Origin of the sequence: Teredinibacter turnerae T7901, assembly GCF_000023025.1 — a bacterium.
GTDB lineage: Bacteria > Pseudomonadota > Gammaproteobacteria > Pseudomonadales > Cellvibrionaceae > Teredinibacter > Teredinibacter turnerae_B.
In genome coordinates, this window is record NC_012997.1 from 1,750,394 (window position 1) to 1,770,046 (window position 19,653).

1 protein-coding gene is annotated in these 19,653 nt (G+C 51.2%); it reads left to right on the forward strand.

Annotated elements, in window-relative coordinates; all coding sequences use genetic code 11:
* Positions 1-27 precede the first annotated feature (27 nt).
* On the forward strand, positions 28-19,581 hold the full coding sequence (locus TERTU_RS07520; RefSeq protein ID WP_015820159.1) for a filamentous hemagglutinin N-terminal domain-containing protein: 19,554 nt from the start codon (positions 28-30) through the stop codon (positions 19,579-19,581).
* Positions 19,582-19,653: the final 72 nt, after the last annotated feature.

Below are 19,653 nucleotides of genomic sequence, written 5' to 3' on the forward strand. Positions count from 1 at the left end.
CGAGTAGAAGGGTTGAAGAGTAGAGCTATGAAGAATATTAAGACGTGGGACCAACAAAAGAGATTTAAACTTTCCTGTTTGGCGCTGGCAGTACAAATGGCATCGGGCCCGGTGATTGCTGGCCCGGAAGGCGGTACGGTTACTGGCGGTACTGGGTCTATTTCCCGCGCGGGGAATACCACCACCATTACCCAGCAAACGGACCGGATGGCCATTGACTGGCAAAGCTACGATGTGGCCGCCAATGAACGTGTTCAGTATATTCAGCCCACTTCCTCTTCCATTTCCCTTAACCGAATACTCAGTAATCGCGGCTCGCAAATTCACGGTCAGATCGATGCCAACGGCCAGGTCTTTTTAATTAACCCCCACGGCATTATTTTTGGCGAAGGGGCGTCGGTGAATGTGGGGGGGCTGCTGGCTTCCGGGTTGAATATTCGCACTGACGATTTTATCAATGGCGAATTTACCCTGGAAGGCATCAGCGGTAGTGAGGGTACAGTCGTCAACCACGGGCTTATAAATGCGGCTTTAGGCGGCAGCGTCAGCCTCGTGGGCAAGCGTGTGGAAAACCACGGGCTTATTGCAGCCCGTTTGGGCCGGGTGAACCTGGCGGCGGGCAACGAAGCGGTATTAACTTTCGACCAAAGCGGGTTGATGGGGGTACGCGTTAGCCAAGAAACTCTGGAAAGCGACCTGGGTGTCGATGCGGCAGTGATTAACAGTGGCCGTATCGATGCCAATGGCGGGCAGATACTGCTTACAGGAAGTGTCAGTGAGGATATTTTCTCGCAAGCGGTTAACCACGAAGGCCAGGCAAAAAGCGTGGTGGTGCATGAGGATGGTTCGTTCACACTGGGCGCTGGGGGCGCTGGGGGCGCTGGGGGCGATGTGGTGAATACCGGCTCGCTTTCTGTATCCTGTGCCGATGGCGCTGCCGGTTCGATTGTTGCCGTCGGCGAGAATGTGACTTCCTCGGGCGAGGTACATGCCGACGGTGCAGGTGGCCATATTGAGCTACATGCAAGTGACACCACCCTGCTTACCGATAATGCCGTTGTTTCCGCCAATAGCAGTGACGGTATCGCCGGTGAGATTCGCCTATTGGGGTATAACGTTGGTCTGTTTGGCAATTCCGTAGTTAATGCGCAGGGCGCGTTCGGTGGTGGCGATATTCTTATCGGCGGGGATCTCTCCGGAAAGAACCCGTTGGTACGCAATGCCGAGTTTACCTTTATTGGCCGTAACTCCTTTACTAATGCGAGTGCGACTTCGGACGGTGATGGTGGTCGTATTATTGCTTTCGCGGCCAACACATTGCGAAGCTATGGTCATTTAGCCGCACAGAGCGGTGTGAATTCCGGCAACGGGGGCTTTATCGAAACTTCCGGGTTGCAGGGGTTTGAAATTACCAGTACCCCCTCGGCTGGTGCAAGAAATTCATTGGGGCTCGCGGGTGAATGGTTGATCGACCCTTATAATATTACCATTAGTGATGATACTGGTAGTGTTGATCCTGAGACTGGCGATGATGGTGATGCTGTTTTTCGACCAACAGAGAGCGGTGCGGTAATCAATATAGGAATGCTCTTGAAAGCGTTGCAGGGAGTTGATTCTGATAATGCTGGGAGTAATGTGACGATTTACACTGCTTCGGACGGTGTGGACGAGGCCGGTGATATTCGCTTTCTATCGAACTTGATCACTACAGATCAGCTTACCTCTGCTAGGTTGCTGACCCTAATTGCAGACAACGATATCTATCTCAGTGGTTATATTGATGCCACTGTTGTGGGTGGATCTGCGTCAACCCTCTCCCTAAACTTCAACGCCGCCAACAACATAGTAATCGGCGAAGATGCCGATATCCTCACCCCAGGCGGCACAATTAATTTTCACGCCGACAACGATATTATCAATAACAATTCAGGCCTAGAAATTAACGCGGCGGAAATTAATTTCATTGCGGATTATGATTTTATTGAAGGAGCTAGCGCTATCGGCGGAAGTGGGAGCATTGTCGCGGGCGATGGATTTTTCGCGGATGACGATGGCGATGGCATTGACGGTAACGATCAAAACGGCGTTTTTTATTCTGTCGTTGGCAGCGAAATTAAAACCTTCGGCGCTCCCGTGCAAATAAAGGGAAGCGGAATTCATTTACATAACGTCAATAGTTCGGGTGAAGTCAATCGTGCTGGCGGAGATGTATTACTACACTCGCTAGTTGGCGGGATCAATATAAATAAGATAGTTTCGGACGGGGGAAGCGGTCAGGTTTTTACCGGTGCAGCTTCTTATCAATATGGTAGTCCGGGGAGAGATGGCGGCGAGATTTACCTTAGTTCTGACGGGGGCGCAATTTCCGTTGCGGAAATGCTTTCGTCCGTCGGTGGAGCGGGGGTCGCTCCAGATACCGCTGTTGGCGCGACTGGGACTCAGCAGGGGCAAAACGGCGGTGACGGAGGCGCGATTATAGTTTCCGCCTCTAATTGTGTCGGGGAATGTATCACACTCGCAGACATTGTCGCTTCTGGTGGCGATGGGGACGGATTTAGCAACGGAAATAATGGTGCTGGAGCGCTCGAATATTCCGCGATGGGTGGGGATGGAGGCTCAATTTTTATCGGCGCAAAACCTGTGGAAAACTCATCGGAAGCAGTTTTTTCACAGATAAGCGTGAACGGGGCGATCACGTCGAACGGTGGTAAAGGTGTTGGGCATGGAACATTGTATACGAGCGTTTTGAACGAAAATGGAGATGCTTGGGTATACAGAAGGTACATCAGTCAAGCGGAGGGTTATGCCCTACTTGACGGCGTAACTGTGTTAGCTGAGTCCGGTCGGGGAGGCGCCGGCGGCGACGTTAGGCTTGGGTATATTGTATTAAGAGATGGCGGAAGCGAATCCTATATTTCATCAAATACGGACAAAATACTTGTAGGTGGTGCGATAAGGGTAAACGGTGGGGCTGGCGGTTTTGAGGAAAATTACGAGATCCTAAACAGTAATGTAGAGGGGGCCGATGGTGGAGCTGGTGGCCAAGTGCTTTTTATTGGTGGGGAGGCTATCGTTAATAATGAAATTTATGCCAATGGGGGGCGTGGCGGTAATTGGCAGTTTCAGGGTAACAGTGATAGCTCAAGCCTCGTTCATGCTGCTGGAGACGGAGGTGGCGCAGGTAAAGTTGTTATTAGAGCATCTAATACGGAGTTAAACAACGACCTTTTTCTTCTTGGTGGTGGAATATCACCTATAACAAGTGACGGTGTATCTTCGCCTGAAGCTGGCTTATCAGGAGTCGTCGCCATTCTCGTGCAGGGCGCCGAGGGTCAAGTCAAAATCGGGCTGAAACAGGAGTTTAGTTCGGATGTTCAGGTGAGTGCAGCGATACCCGTCGAGGCGTCGACACACCATTTGATCGGCCCTACTTTATCTGCTGGTGTCGCAAATAATTGGCTAATTACTGGTTCGAATATCGGGAACCTTAACTCTTCAATAACATTCTCCAATATCGGCAACCTCGTCGGTGGCGACAACGCAGATGTATTCACCCTTCAGGAAGGCGGGCGAATTCTTGGCTCTATTAAAGGTGGAGCGGGTGACGATCAAATCATTGGGTCTGACAATAGCCTCACCTGGGCGTTAAATGTTGAGGGTGTACTGAATAGTGACGGCACGTCTATCGATGAAATTCGCTATGGCGAGATTTTTATCGATGAAAATGACGATTACCAAAAAGGCGTTTCCGAGACCGTTCACGTAGGTCGTTTCGAAGGGATCGAAATACTGACTGGGGGCGACGCGAGTGATACCTTCTACCTGGGTACCAACAATCTAGATCTTACAATATACGGTGGTGATGGTGATGGTGATGGTGATGGTGATGTTGGTGGGCTTGACACCATTATCGCAGAGACCACCGCCACCACATTTACCATCAATGGCGGTGTAGTCGAGCAGGGTTCGGTTGTTGACCTTGATAACAATTGGACCATTGATGGCACTCAAGATAAATTAATCATCGATCCAAATGGCTCCAGCAGCCAGGTAAGTTTCACCGGTATAGAAAACGTCACCGGCGGCAAAGCCGCAGACACTTTTACACTCGCGGGAGGACCCACTATCTCCCTCGACGGTGGCGAAGGTATCGACGAACTTAAGGCCGCGGGCGGTAATGGGGAAACTAATAACTGGGAAATTAGCGGCGCGGATTCCGGCAATCTCAATAGCCAAGATTTTGCGGGCATTGAAAACCTGACCGGCAGCAATGCAGATGATGTTTTCACTCTAAGCTGTGGTGAAAACGTCGCCTGCGCCATCTCCGGCACGATTACCGGGGGTGGCGGGACGGACAAAATTGAAGGCAAAAATATTGACAGTATTTGGCTGTTAACGAGCGATACTGACCCTACGTCTACGCTTTTCGGAAAGCTTATCAGCGATGTAAACAGTAACGGCAGCGACGATTCCGAAGATGAAACCGCAACTGATAGCATACTAATTGCCCGCTTTGAAGACATCGAAACCCTGCAAGGTGCAACTGCAAAGGATACGTATCGAGTCGAAGCAGACGGTCACCAGCTTACTATTAAAGATTCAGGCGGTGAAAACGCGATCTATGCAAACACCGGGAAAGACAACGCCTGGGCGATAAACGATACATCCACCACCGACAATTCTAACGACTCTCACTTGACGACAGAAGGTGCCTCCACGTCGATTTATTTCGAGGGGGTGCAGCAATTGTATGGTGGTGACACAACAAGTGACGATTTCACTGTTTCTGGCGACAGCTTTACCGGGGTCACCTATGTCAATGGCATGGGCGGTGCGGGCGATGAGTTAGACGTCAGTGCGACCGCTCTCGGCGATGTGACTGTCGCTTTGGGTGGGGCTTTTGATGGCGCTACTATTCAAGCTGATAATATTGAAAATGTTGTTGGCAGCGGGGAAGGTGATACGCTTGTTGCGTCCTATGCTACCCACAACCAATGGGATATTACCGATGTTAATCAGGGCGATATAACGCTGACCGAAATCGACGACGATACAAAAACGTTCGGCGTATTGTTTACCGGGTTTTCATCGTTACACGGTGGCGCCGGCAATGATGATTTCTCCATTGCGGATGGTGGCTCGGCCGCAGCGATTGATGGCGCCGAGGGAGCAAATACGCTCAGTGTTACAAATTCAGCTGATGTCGACTGGGTACTCGACGGCATTAGCAAAGGGCAGGTTAAATACGGGACTGATTCGATTAGCTTTGCGGGCATCGGTTCTATTACTGGCAATTCGACCAATGATTCATTCACCGGGCTGGATGCAGCTACAAATTGGGACATTACCACCGCGACCGGTGGTGATCTATACGTACGTAACACTGACGGATCTAATGGAAATAGGTTAATCACTATTTCCGGAATGGAGGCTCTCAAGGGTGGGGATAACGTTGATGTCTTTGCTATCTCATCAAACAGCGTTACAAAAAACATTGACGGCGGTAACGGCAAAGACGCCTACAACATCAACACTTCCGGCCTGACTCTTTCGATTACTGATGCCGGTGGCGATGAAGACACCATAACCGCCGCCACCGGCACGGCCAACTATTGGGCGATAACCGATTTAACCGCCGGAACCTTGAGTGATGGTTCAGGCGCCCCAGCGAGTGGCGACCCAAAAATTACGTTTTCGGGTATCGACACACTGGTGGGTGAAGAAAACATCGCCGATCTTTTTGTATTTTCGCTTGCTAACGCAACATTGAGCGTGGATGGCGGTAGCCAGAGTTCGGAAGGCGTAAAAGATACGGCGAGTTATGCCAATGTGGCGGTAAGTGAAAGCGCACCCTTGGTTATTGCTGTCGGCAATACCGGGCTTGTGGGTATCGAAACGTTGAATGGGGGTGACGATGCCTCTGCACTGTACCGCACTATTCAAGGATCGGATGATGCGGATGCGATTACACTTGATGGCACTAACAGCGGCAGAGTGGGTTCCACGGGTTTTTCAGGTTTCGGCAATGTCGACGCGCTAGGTGGTGACGACACAATCACGATCGATAGTGGCGCAAGTCTCGTGGGCAAGGTTTATGGAGGGAGTGGCAGCGATACATTCAACACGGATTCTGCGGCGGCTGTTGACATTTTTGGTGGTAAGCCCGGCGCAGATGCGTCAGAGGACGAGGATACGCTGACCCTCACTGACACAGCAGACGTGACTTGGTCTCTCGTGGCAACCGACAGCAGTGTAGGCAATGTTGTTTTTAACGGTATCGAAAGTGTTAACGGCGGGAGTGGTGTTGATACTTTCAACATTTCAGCCGCCAGCGTAGGGAAGGTGGACGGCGGAGATGGCAGTGATGAATTTAATATCACCGCTGCCGATCTGGACTTTCAAATCATGGGCTCAGGGGGGGCTGAAGATAAGCTCAGCTATAACGTCGATGAGGATGTCAGTTGGACCATTGGCGCAACCAATACTGTGGGGGCGATTGAATTCTCGGGAATCGAAAGCGTTTCTGGTGGTGGTAGGACAGATACGTTTTTCATCTCTGCGTCGAGTGTCTCTGATTTTGACGGAGGCGAAGGCGACGACGTTTATAACATCAATGCGGATAATCTCGATTTTAGTATTGCTGACTCGTCAGGTACCCATGACGTTATAAATACTGCCACCGGGACCAGCAACTATTGGGCAATTACTAACGATGCAGAAGGGGTCTTAAGTAACGGGTTGAGTGCGCCCGGCAGCAGCGCACCGACCGTGTCTTTTGGTGGTATTGAAACAGTCAACGGCGAAACGGGCGCGATTGACCGATTCGTTTTTTCTGTCGCGACTGCCGCTATCGATTTGGACGGTGGCAGTGAGACTGGGCCGGTTACAGATATCGTCAGCTTCGCCAATGTCACCGCTGATGCGGCCAACCCCTTTACATTCTCTATTGGTGACTCACGCTTCAGTAATATCGAAAAATTTGAAGGCGCTAGTAGCGCTTTGTTTAGCACCCTCACTGCAACCTCAGGTGCGGATGCAATTACGATTAGCGGACGTAACTCAGGAAACATTAATGCGTTGGATTTCAGCGGTTTTGCCTATGTGGATGCACTAAGCGGTGCGGATGTTATTACCTTACAAAGTGCTGCCGAAATGTCGGGCGCAGTCTATGGTGGCGCTGGGAGCGATACATTCAACGTTGATGCGGCGGCGGTTGTTGCGCTCTATGGCGGCACTGACGCTGTGGATACGCCCGCGGATACCGACAAGTTAACACTCACCGGCTCAGCCGCCGTCAGCTGGACAATCGCTGCGCTGAGCAGCATTGGTGGTGTTGATTTTTCCGGTGTTGAAAGTGTGATTGGTGGCGATGGCGTTGATATCTTTAATATTGCCACTTCCTCCGTCGCCACCATTGATGGTGGTGACGGCAACGATATTTTTAATATTAATGCGGATAATCTCTCATTCTCCATTGCAGATAACGCAGGTACCAGCGACACAATAAATGCAGCCACAGGAACAGCCAACTACTGGACGGTATCCGGTGACGATAGCGGCAAGCTGAGCAGCAACGCTACGGCTTTACCGGCTATCAGTTTTTCCGGTATCGACACACTGGTGGGTGAGAATAATTTTGTTGATACCTTCGTATTCTCAATCGCCAACGCGTCTATCGTTGTCGATGGCGGCACCCAAAGTCCGTCAAACACGATTATAGATATCGCCAGCTATGCCGGCGTTGCTGGTGAGTTAAAAGTAACGGTTGGCAACGCTGGGTTGCTCAATATTGAGGAAATTCAGGGTGGGGCAAACGCTGCCACCAGCACCATTTCTGGGTCGGCTAATGCGGACACTATATCTATCAGTGGTCACAACGCAGGTTCGATTGGTGCAACGCTTTTCAGTGGGTTCGGCAACGTAGATGCAGCCGGTGGTAACGACAAAATTACGGTGACCACGGGCGGTGCACTGGATGGCGCGCTAAGTGGTGGTGCTGGGAGTGACGAATTTACAGTTGCCTCTCTTGCGGATATTCAGATTTACGGTGGTACTGCAGGCGAAGACGCTTCAGGCTTTACCGATATTCTTAATGCGGCGGACTCTACTGATTTGAGCTGGTCCATTGGAGTCAACAGCTCTGTAGGAACGGTAAACTTTAGAGGTATTGAAACTGTTCGTGGTGGTTCCGCAGATGATACCTTCACGGTATCTGCGTCAGACGTTACGAGCCTTGAAGGCCTCGCTGGTGATGATGCATTTAAAATTGGACAAAACGTTAGCATAACCATTGCTGGTGGCGGCCAAACCACAGCCACACCAACTGGCGATACCATCGAACTCACGCACACCGCCCCGGCAACTTGGATGCTAGACAGTTCCCCTTCCGTTGCAAACGGTACGGCAACCGTTAACTTTTCCAATATTGAAACGGTATACGGTAACTCCGGTGTCGACACTTTCGATATTACGGTTGCAAGTGTTGACTCCATTTATGGCGGTGGCGGCAATGATATTTTTAATACGCTTTCTACGTTGGATATTACGCTTTCGGGCGAAGCCGGTTCCGATCTTATCGACCTCACTGATACGGGTTTTGTCATCTGGACGATCGACGGCGATGCTTTCGGTGAACGCGCCGGTAGCGTGAAATTCCTCGGTATGGAATCTGCCCAAGGCGGCAGCGGTGTGGACACGTTTAATGTCACTGCGTCCAGCGTTGCTAAATTAGATGGAGGTGCCGGCAGCGATATTTTTAACATTAATGCCGATAACCTCTCTTTCTCCATTGCAGATACTGCAGGTGCCAGCGACACAATAAATGCAGCTACAGGAACAGCTAACTACTGGACGGTATCCGGTGATGACAGTGGCAAACTGAGCAGCAACGCTACGACTTTACCGGCTATCAGCTTTTCTGGTATCGACAAACTGGTGGGTGAAGATAATTTTGTTGATACCTTCGTATTCTCAATCGCCGATGCGTCTATTGTTGTCGATGGCGGCACCCAAAGTCCGTCAGACACGATTAACGATATTGCCAGCTATGCCGGCGTTGCTGGTGAGTTAAATGTAACGGTTGGCAACTCTGGGCTGCTCAATATCGAGGAAATTCAAGGCGGGGCAAACGCTGCGACCAGTACCATTTATGGATCGGATAGTGCGGACACTATATCTATCAGTGGTCACAACGCAGGTTCGATTGGTACAACGCTTTTCAGTGGGTTCGGCAACGTAGATGCAGCCGGTGGAAATGACACGCTTACTGTGACCGCGGCCGGTGCACTGGATGGCGCGCTCAGCGGTGGTTCTGGCAGTGATCGTTTTAACGTGGCTGCAGATGTTGGCCTGCGGATATATGGCGATACCAGCACAACATCATCTTCCGGCACAGATGTTATTGCACTTGCGCACGATGGTGATGCGCAATGGAATATTGCTGGCGTTTCCACGGTGACAAATGAGTCTGCCACAGTCACATTCAGTGGTATCGAAACTGTAGAAGGGCAAGCGGGCACGGATACATTCACTGTAACCGCCGATGGCGTTGCACGCATAGAAGGCGGTGGCGGTGCTGATGTATTTAACGTGTTGTCTACCGTAAATACTGTTTTAGCTGGCGGTTCTCAGCCTGATGGGGCGTTTGATAGTCTGATGTTGACCGACACTGGTTCGGTCAACTGGACAGTGAACGGCGATTCTCAGGGGGATAGTGTTGGCAATGTTCGTTTCTCGGGCATGGAACAGGCTTACGGCTCCAGCGGTGCAGATACTTTTACTATCAGCGCGAATACGGTTGGCTCATTTTACGGCCGTGGTGGCGATGACTGGTTTGTTATAGGTTCCAACTCGGTTGTCGCTTTTGTGGATGGTGGCAGCCACAGTACTGGAGGCGCGGATCATATTGATCTGAATTTCAGTACCTCGGCAAGCTGGAATATCAACGGGCAGACTGATGGTTCTGGCCAGGTGGTTGAAACTGTCGCTCCGTCCTCTGGTGGCGGTACTGTGTCTTTCGCAAATGTGGAGTTTGCCCACGGTTCGTCTGGCAGAGATACATTTAATATTGGCTCTGCCAGCCTGACACATATTTTTGGCGATGAGGGCAGCGATACGTTTAATGTCCAATATGGATTTACGCCGATCATTAGTGGCAACACGAATACGGGTTCTGGTAACGGGACTGATGTGTTGGTGTTAAATCACAGTAACGCGGCGGATTGGACGCTGGATGCCACTCCGACTGTGGCCAATGGCGGCAGCACAGAGCTGAGCTTCAGTGGTATTGAAACTGTTCGCGGTAGCAGTGGCAAAGATACCTTTACCCTTTCTGAAAATTCTGTAGCCCGTATAGAAGGCGGCGCAGGAGATGACGATTTTATTCTGCAGCGTGCAGATTTAACTATCATGATTGATGGCGGCACGTCGAACGCCGATACTTTAACTGTGGATGCTGCCACAGACCTCAACTGGTCCCTTACTGGTGCTATGTCTACGCTGGCGCCGAGTGCGGGCGGTGGTTCTGAGGTTACTTTCTCAAACATTGAAACAATAAATGCTGGTTCCGGCGCAGATTTATTTGAGATTTCCGGCGCTGCCGTGCAATCCGTGTTTGGGCGTGGTGGGAATGATACTTTCCAGGTTGTTGATGCGTCAGTTTCGGGCGTGTCGCTGGATGGTGGCAGTGGCACAACAAATACGTTGGAACTTGCCCATAACGGCGGTGCCAACTGGGTGTTAGATGCCAGCGGCGGTTCAATAAATACCACCGGTGTTATCGATATTACTTTCACCGGCGTTAACCAATTAAGCGGCTCCGAGTACGATAATGGCGGCGGGGTAGATACCTTCACCATTAATTCCGCATTTACTGGCGATATCGCATCGCGAGGCGGAGCGGATATTTTTAATATCAATGCGGCTATAAATGGCACCCTCAACGGTGGTACCGGTGCCGATACCTTTTATATTAGTGCGACGGTAAATAACGGCTTAGCCGACAGCTCGGATATTTTAGGTGAAAACGGCGCCGATACATTCTACTTAAATAACGATGTGGCAAGTACGCGGATCTCCGGTGGGCTGTCTAACTCTTCGGGCGATACAATTTTTGGTTATACCACTGATTCCCGATGGGATCTCGGAACTTCTTTGTCGACCGTTGCCAGCGCTGCGGCATCTACAACTTTTACTGGAATTGAAAATCTGGAAGGTCGAAATTCGGCAGCAGATACCTTCCATTTGTCGAATGGTGTTCCTCTAGACTTTTTCTCCATTAATGCCGGCGACGCCGAAAGCGTAGTCGACAGCCTCGATGTTTCCGCCTACGAACTTACCAATAATCAGTTGGATATTAACTCCAGTATTGTTCAAGATCTGGTGAATAATGTGGAGCGGGTTGTGGGCTCTGGCACACAAGAGCTCACCGCAACGTCCAGTGCTGGTGAAACCGTTAACTGGATACTCGCAGATGTCGATGGCGGAATTGCGGAGAACGAGGGTACGGTTAACGGTTTTGAATTTGTCGGTTTCAATAGCCTACTGGGCAATGCTGGTAACGATGTATTTACCTTTAACGGCGGCACGCTTACTGGCGATATTGATGGGGCGGGCGGTACAAATACCGTTAGTCGTACCGACCTCGCGGGCGCGGCAACCTGGTCCATTACTGATGAAAACGCAGGCTCGTTAACAGGCTTATCGGGTAGTTTCAGCAACATTCACAAATTAGCAGGCAATAGCCTGAATGACAATTTTGAGTTTATCGATACCCGAACGGGTGGGCCAAACCGAAATGGCGTTTGGCTCGGTGAAATCGAGGGGGGAGCTGGTAACGGTATTGACGCTATTACCTCGAAAAAAGAGCAGGGCAGCGTATGGCGAATTCGCGGTAACGGCGCTGGTTCCGTCGATGGATGGCTCGCTGACTTTTCCGGTATCGAGCAACTCAATGGTGCTCAGGAGTACGCTGATACTTTTAACATCTACGATCAGGGGAAAATTCAGAGTATTTTCGGTGGAGATAGTACTCCCAATAACAATCACGATATTCTCAATGCGGAAAATTCTGCGAGCCTGAACACATGGGAACTTGACCGGGAAAATGGCGGTGCTTTGTACGTAGGTGAAGGCGATGCTCGCGAGGTGATGGTCGCAAATTTCGATAGTGTTGAAGAGCTTATTGGTGCCGGGGGTAAAGATGTATTTCGTTTTATTGATGCCGGTTCTATAAGCGGTAAGATCTATGGCGAAAATCCATCTGGTGACTACGCTCCAGAAACCAATAATCTTACCGACACGCTTGATCTAACCCAGTATACAAAAACTGTCGTGGTCATCATCGGGCAAGGTGGAGATTCCGGTGGCGCCAGCGGTGATATAGCTGGATCTTTCGCCATTGAGAGTGTCGAAGTGACGCTGTTCGACAGTAGCAACGAGAATCAGAGAACTGAGCTGCATGGTACTGGAAATATAAGTCAGTGGCAGATAACTGGGGAAAATACAATATTTATTCCCGAACTGGGATTGACCTACAGTGGGTACAAATATCTGGTTGGTCGTTCTGAGGTCTCAGATACTTTCACCTTTTTTGAGAACGGCGCTCTGACTGGAGGTATTAAAGGGAATGGCGCATCAGGAAGTTTAGGAGATAGCGGCTACGATACCATCGTGGGCTATGGTCATTCCTCAGCGACAAATTGGAATATTTCTGCAACCGGTAAAGGCGCGTCGAACATTAATGGAAAAGAATTCAGTTTCGACGGTATCGAAGAAATAAAAGGTGGCAACGGAGTAGATGAATTTTCTGTTTTCTCGCAAGCAAATGCCACGATTGCCATGCATCTTGATGGTGGCGACGGTGCTAATCGCTTTGTCATAGACTCGCCTTTGGATGGAACTTTGACCGCAGGCAGCGGGGCAGATGCTTTTGTGTTAAATGCCTATGTTACAGGCGAAGTAAATGGTGGTGCGGGAAGCGACACATTCTCTGTCGGCTCGTCGTTGTCAGACATGTCGCTGATTGGGGGTAGCGGTGCCGACGATGTTTTATCTATCGATTACCTTAGCGCTGCGGACTGGGAAATTAGCGATACCGGTTGGGTGGTCCGTGATGATGGAACCGACGGCCAAATAAATCGCATTCAACTTTCTGGTTTCGAAACCTTCTACGGCAGCAACCGCGCTGATCATGTGTTCTTTAATGATACAACCTTTAACGGGCAGTTTTACGGTCGCGGTGGTGCCGATGAGTTTACCTTAGGTCGCAGCGGACTCGCGTTCGCTCTAAACGGCGGCTACGACTCAACTAATAACTCTGATGTTGATACTGCGACGGATAAAGTCATCAACTCCCACAGTGACGATGCCGTATGGAGTTTCGCTGCCGGTGGTGCATCGGTTACAGCCGGCGGTTCGCAAGTAGCGCTCAGTGGCATTGAATCTCTGACCGGTGGTGCCGGTCAGGACAACGTCACTATTACTACGCCGATCTTCTCGATTAATACGGGTGCGGGCAACGATGTTATTCAGGTCGCGGCGAACATCGAAGGAGGTATTAAAACCGGCGCTGGTGCAGACACAACAACGTTAACTGCAGACAATCTCACCATGTCAATTGACGGTGGTGATACTGATACAGAATTAGACCGACTGGTGGGCTACAACACGTTAAATAATTGGAGTGTGGCCGCGGCGGGTAATAACCGCTTGACCAATGGCGCGAGCGGTTCAATTGTTTTTAGCGGATTTGAATCTTTAACTGGTGGTGCGCAAGCCGATACCTTCGATATTCGCGCGAGCCTCGCTGGTAGTGTGAGTGGTCTGGGTGGCAACGATGTGTTCACTCTCGCCAGCAGTGTGGTGGGCGGTGTATTCGGCGGTAGCGGCAACGATAGCTTTAGCGTTACTACTACCGGATTTAATATCGACGGTGGTGACGATGTCGATGCGTTTACCTTTGCCATGGCAACCGGCGATTCGAATGCCTGGGTTATTACCTCCACCGGTACGGGAACCGTTACCAATAACGACGCCTCGGCTGGTAGCGGCGCAGTGGGTTTTAATGGAATCGAATCCATCACATCCGGCGGTCTTGCTGATAGCTTCCTGTTTAATGCGGCTATTTCTGGTGGCGTGGACGGTGGCGATGGGGCCAATAACTTCACCCTTGCGCGCAACGGCTTGTCTTTCGCAATCACTGGTGGTGCGGACAGCGATACGCTTACAGCCACTCACAACGCGGGTGGCGTTTGGACGAATACCGATGCGGCACAAACGGTGGTTGACGGCAGCGGCACAGTGACATTCAGTAGTATCGAAAGTTTTGTGACCGGCGACGGTGCAGATACTGTTATTGTTGATCGAGCAATGCGTCGCATTGTGACTAACGGCGGCAATGACCAGGTTACCACCAGCGTTGTGATTCAGGACGGTATCGCAACCGGGGCCGGTGATGACGTTATTCGGGTCACGACCGGCGGCCTGAGCTTTAGTGTCGACGGCGGCGCAGACGGTGCACTTGGCGATAAATTTATCGGAGCGGATATTGCTGCCGACGCCACAGGCCAACCCATTAGTGTGTGGCAAATTACCGGTACGAATAGCGGCGACTACTCCACGGACTCTGGGGTGAACGCCATTGATTTTGTCGGCGTCGAGAGTCTTACTGGTGGGTTCGGTAACGACCGATTTGTGTTCTCGCAATCGGGCAGCCTTGCCGGCGTTATCAATGGCGGCGGTGAACGCGCCGTGTTCGCCGATCCGGACAATCCCGATTACAGCAATAGCAGCGCCGATGTGTTTGGCGATTCAATCGATGCGCGCGCCTTGGCTGGGGCGCACACCTTTACTGAGGAAACTGCGCGTTCAATTGGCACAACCTTGAGTTTTACCGATGTCGAACTTATCCGCGTAACGGCCAGCGTCACTGAAGCCGAGCGCGATACGATTAAAAGTGGAAACCAGGATAACGCCTGGCTGATAGATGCAAAAAACAGTGGGCTTCTGACTAATGCGACCACGTCCACGCGCTTTGTTGGCTTTCAGAATATTCAAGGTGGTGAAGGAAAGGATGCGTTTACTGTTGCTGGCGAAAACAACAGCTTGATCGACGGTCGCATTGATGGCGGCAGTGGGGCAGCGTTTGACTCTATCGATTATTCCCTGGTGAACGCTGATAAAACGATTACCTTAGGCAACAGCGATGGCGGTATTACCGACATTGAAGGCGTGACAGGTTATCGGGATGGTGTGGAAGCGCGCTACCGCCGTATCCTGATCGGCGCCAGCGGAACGAACGACGGCGAAGACAGTACCTGGACCATCACCGGTGTCAACGATGGAAGCTTTGAACGCGGTGGCCAAAGTTATCAGTTTGAAAATTTCGATACGCTTATTGGCCTTGCCAACGCCGATCATTTTGTGATTACCGGCGCAGGTGCGATTACTGGCGGTATTAACGGCGGAGCCGGGGTTAATAGCTTGTCCTCCGCAGCAGCAGCCACCAGCCAGTCCTTTACTTTGGCCGCGAGTGAAGCGGATTTCTCGAATAATAATTCGACCCACCTGCTCGGATTCAACCGGGTTACTGCAGCCGATGGCGGCAGCGATACACTGATTGGTCTCCAAGCGCAAAATAATAACTGGAGCACTACCGGTGATGCGGCTGGTAGTGTGAACGGTACATTTAATTTTAGCGGTATTGATAACCTTGTTGGTGGTGGTCTGGCTGATCAGTTCGTCTTTAGTGGCGCAGGTAAGCTGAGTGGAATTATTGATGGCGGAGCCAATACCGCGCAGGCGCAAGACAGTGTCGACCTGCAATCGCTCAACCGGGATCTGGCAGTCGGCATTGGTAATCAGCTTCCCGCAGGTGAAAATGTTGAGTTCCGGGTAACTAATATTGAAGAGTTACAGGCGAACAGGTCGTTTAACAACACCCTGGTTGGCGACACACGAGCCAATGTTTGGCGGGTTACTTCGAACAATGCGGGTGAGCTCAATCAGTCCCAGGCGGACGGCAGCGCTAAAACTGTTGTGTTTAATGGCTTTTCCAACCTTGTAGGTAATACCGGGGCAGACACTTTTACTTTTGTCGGAGACGGCCGCATTAGCGGTATTGTTGTCGGTGGTGAAGGAATCGATACGCTGGATCTAACCGCTGCCAGTAAGGCTGGGAGCGAATTGTTTGTTACCTTGTTAAGCAATAGAGCGCAGAGTGTAGACGCTAGTGCGGATGTGTCTGCGCTGGCGGTGGAAACCCTTATGGGTAGCCAGGTCAGCGGCCAGGTATCCAGTTTGCGCGCGGGCGACCAAACCAACAACTGGCAAATTACTGGCACCAACCAGGGCCGCATTAATTCTTCTACTCAGTTTACCGACTTCGCCAATTTGATTGGCGGTGCCGCCGACGATAGCTTTGTGTTTACCACATCGGCCAGCGGTAGTGGCGAATTAACTGGCTACATCGACGGTGGTGCGCACACGGCGAGTGGTCGCGACAGTGCAGATTTGAGCGCGCTGGCAGTGGTAGATGTGCAGCTCGGTGGTGACACGGGCATGCGCAATATCGAATTTTTCCGCGGCAATAACAGCAACAGCACCCTGCGTGCAGAAACGCGTGTAAATAACTGGTCGATTAGCGGTGAAAACATTGGCACCTTGAATACGCTCGTTGCGTTCGCAGGCTTTAACCAGTTGGTCGGCGGCGCACTTGCGGATACCTATCAGGTTGCAGCTGGCGGAGCGGTAACCGGCAGTATTCAGGCGGGGCAGGGCGATGACAGGCTCGAACTCGCACTGGGCGAAGTCACCAACGGCAGTGTGCGTTTCTTAGGTGGTGCAGGTAATGATAGCCTGCTGGTCAGCGGCGGTAATGAAGATACTCGAGTCAGTTTCACCCCTGAAACATTGGAACCCGGCGTGAGTCAGCTGGTGTACGCCAATTCGAAAGACGGTACCCAATACAGCGCGCTGTTTAGCGAAACCGAAACACTCAACGACACCGTGGTTGCGGCGAGTTTAACGGTAAACGACACGACCAACGCGGACGACCTGGTACTGCGTAACTCCGCCGTGGAAATGGCGGGCAGCCCAACGTTGAACTACAGCGGCAAGCAATCGCTGCTCGTCGCCGCTGATGCTAACGACACAGTCACTTTAAGTGGAACAGTGGTTCTGCCGGGCCGATTAACCATCGAAAACGCGGCTGTTATTGCTGAAGCAGGCTCTGTACTGCGCGCCGACAGTCTGCTGCTGGACGGCACTGGCGCCGTGGGTGATGCGAGCAATCGTGTGCATACCGACATTAATCAGTTGCTGGTGTCGGCTGGTACGAATCCTGTTTTCCTTGCGGAAGCCAATCAGCTGGGTATTAACGAATTATCAACCTCAGGTTTGGTCGATATTATTGCCGCTGGAAATATTTTCGATAACGCCAGCCTGACCACACAAGGTGAAAGCAGCGAGCTGCGACTTGTTTCTGCGGGTGGCAGTATTAGCCTGGATAACAACAATAGCTTTGCTGGCGAGATCACGCTCGCTGCTGCCGATGATGTCACTGTTAACAGTGTAAGTCGCTTAAATATTGCAGGCCTAACCGCGCAGCACGCCGTGGTTACTGCGCAGGGTAATGTCACAGCCTCTGGCTCGGTTGTGGTTGACGATACACTCGAACTCAGTGCGAGTGGGAATCTTGCCTTCACCCATGCTGACAACAGTCTTGGTAATGTCAGCGTATTACAAGCGGGTGATGTAACGCTTTTAGATAAAGGTGTGTTAACACTTGCGTCGCTGAATGCGAGTGGCAATGTTGCGACTACCTCGAACGGGTTGCAGGTTTTAGGCAATGTGGAAGGCGCAAATCTCACAATGGATGCCGGGACCAATGCGGCGGCAATTAACGGCCAGCTGGACGCTCAAAATACCTTATTGCTTAGTGCAAACGGCGTAACGGTGAGTTCGCAATTAACCGCGAATAGTATCGACATAGACTCTGGCGCGGGTACCTTGCTACAGCAGGCGATTATTCAAACGCATTCAGGCGGTGATGTGCGTTTGAGCGGTAACACCGTCTTACAAGACGCCGCAATAAACAGCAGCGGTAACCTGGAGGTCGCAGCCGAAACGGAATTCAATCAAAGTGGGGCGATTGCTGTGTCTGGCGATGCTCGATTCACAACTAATGGCGGGCTGCGGATGAGTGGCACGGCAACTACCAGCGTTGCAGGAACCCTGGAGTTTGATGTTGCTGGCGATCTGGCGTTACTGGGCGTTGCGGCGAACCGGGTAACGGTTACCGCGGGCGGTGATTACACGCAGGCTGGAGAATTGGCAGGTGCGCAAGGTGTTACTGTCGAATCCGGCTCATTAGTAGTCAACGCAAATGGCAGTATGAGTTCCGCCAGTGGCGACGTGCAAATAACCAGTAGTGGTGATGCCGATGTGCAGTCACTGAAAGCCGGTAATCAGTTGGTGATTAATTCAGGGGGTACATTAACCACGGGTAGCGGTATTCAGTCCGGTAGCGGTGGTGCAGCATTGAGCGGTGACGCTGCCGTTGTGGTGCAGGGCGACCTGGCAAATATTAACGGAAATCTTGAGCTGAACTCCTCCGAAGGGAATATCGACATCCGTGCGCGCGTTGCTCCTACCGGGGAAATTATCGCCAATGCAGCGGGCAATATTGTCATGGCGCAAACTGGCGAGTTTGTGGCTGGCGGCACGCAGGCAATTGCTCTCACCGCTGGTGGCGATATTTCAACGTCGACCATTACGGCGAGCGAAGGCGATATTACGCTCACCGCTGGTGGTGGGGTGATGGATTCGACCTCTCAGGCAACTGTATCCGGTAAACGCCTGGTGATCGCCTCGACCAGTGGTGTTGGCGAGCAGCGTGAAAATGGCCTGATAGGCGGGGACTTCCAGACCAATGTGGAAACTCTGCACTTAAGCAATACAGCGCGTGATACAAATGTAAGCGTGGTGAACGAAGGCTCTCTGGTTGTCGAACATTTGGGTAATAACGGTGACATTACGCTAGCAGTACTAGCGGGAGATATAGTTTTGGATAACTCTCCTGCGTTGCCCTATGTTGACGCCGAGGACGCCAACGATGCGGGTGGTGTGAGCAATGCGAATTATGATATTGGCGATCTTAATTTGTTTGCAGTCAATGGCAGTATTCTGGCGTTGGGCGATTTCAAAACCAGTGAACCCGATATTGTTGCAGAGAATGCGACTCTTCTTGCGATGCAATATGGCGATCAGTTCAGAAAGCTAGTCTATTACGTGAAAAATCGCTTAACCATTGATAGTGAATTAAATGCGGGAATCAGCTACGGACGCAGTTACTATAATGGCATAGCGCCTGAGTTTGTGGACGATTTCTCCAACCGCCGCCCCAGTATTTTTGATTTAAATAACAATGGTGGTGAGCAGCTTGTGGAAGTTGAAGAGCTGGTTGAAGTTGATCCTGCAATCTTTACTTCGGTAAGTAACTATTTCTTCGATGATGTATCCATCCGCTTACCGAACGATCAATTGTACGAGGACGAGCTTGAAGAACTGGCGCAAGCCAACTAAGCGAATACATAGTAAATAAACGCTAAAAAATCTGATGTAATTTGTCGTGTTTGGGGGGAGTCCCGTCTGCGG

What these genes read in the sequence shown, in the direction of transcription:
- TERTU_RS07520 (WP_015820159.1), top strand. Translation starts at nt 28, where the DNA reads ATGAAGAATATTAAGACGTGGGACCAACAAAAGAGATTTAAACTTTCC.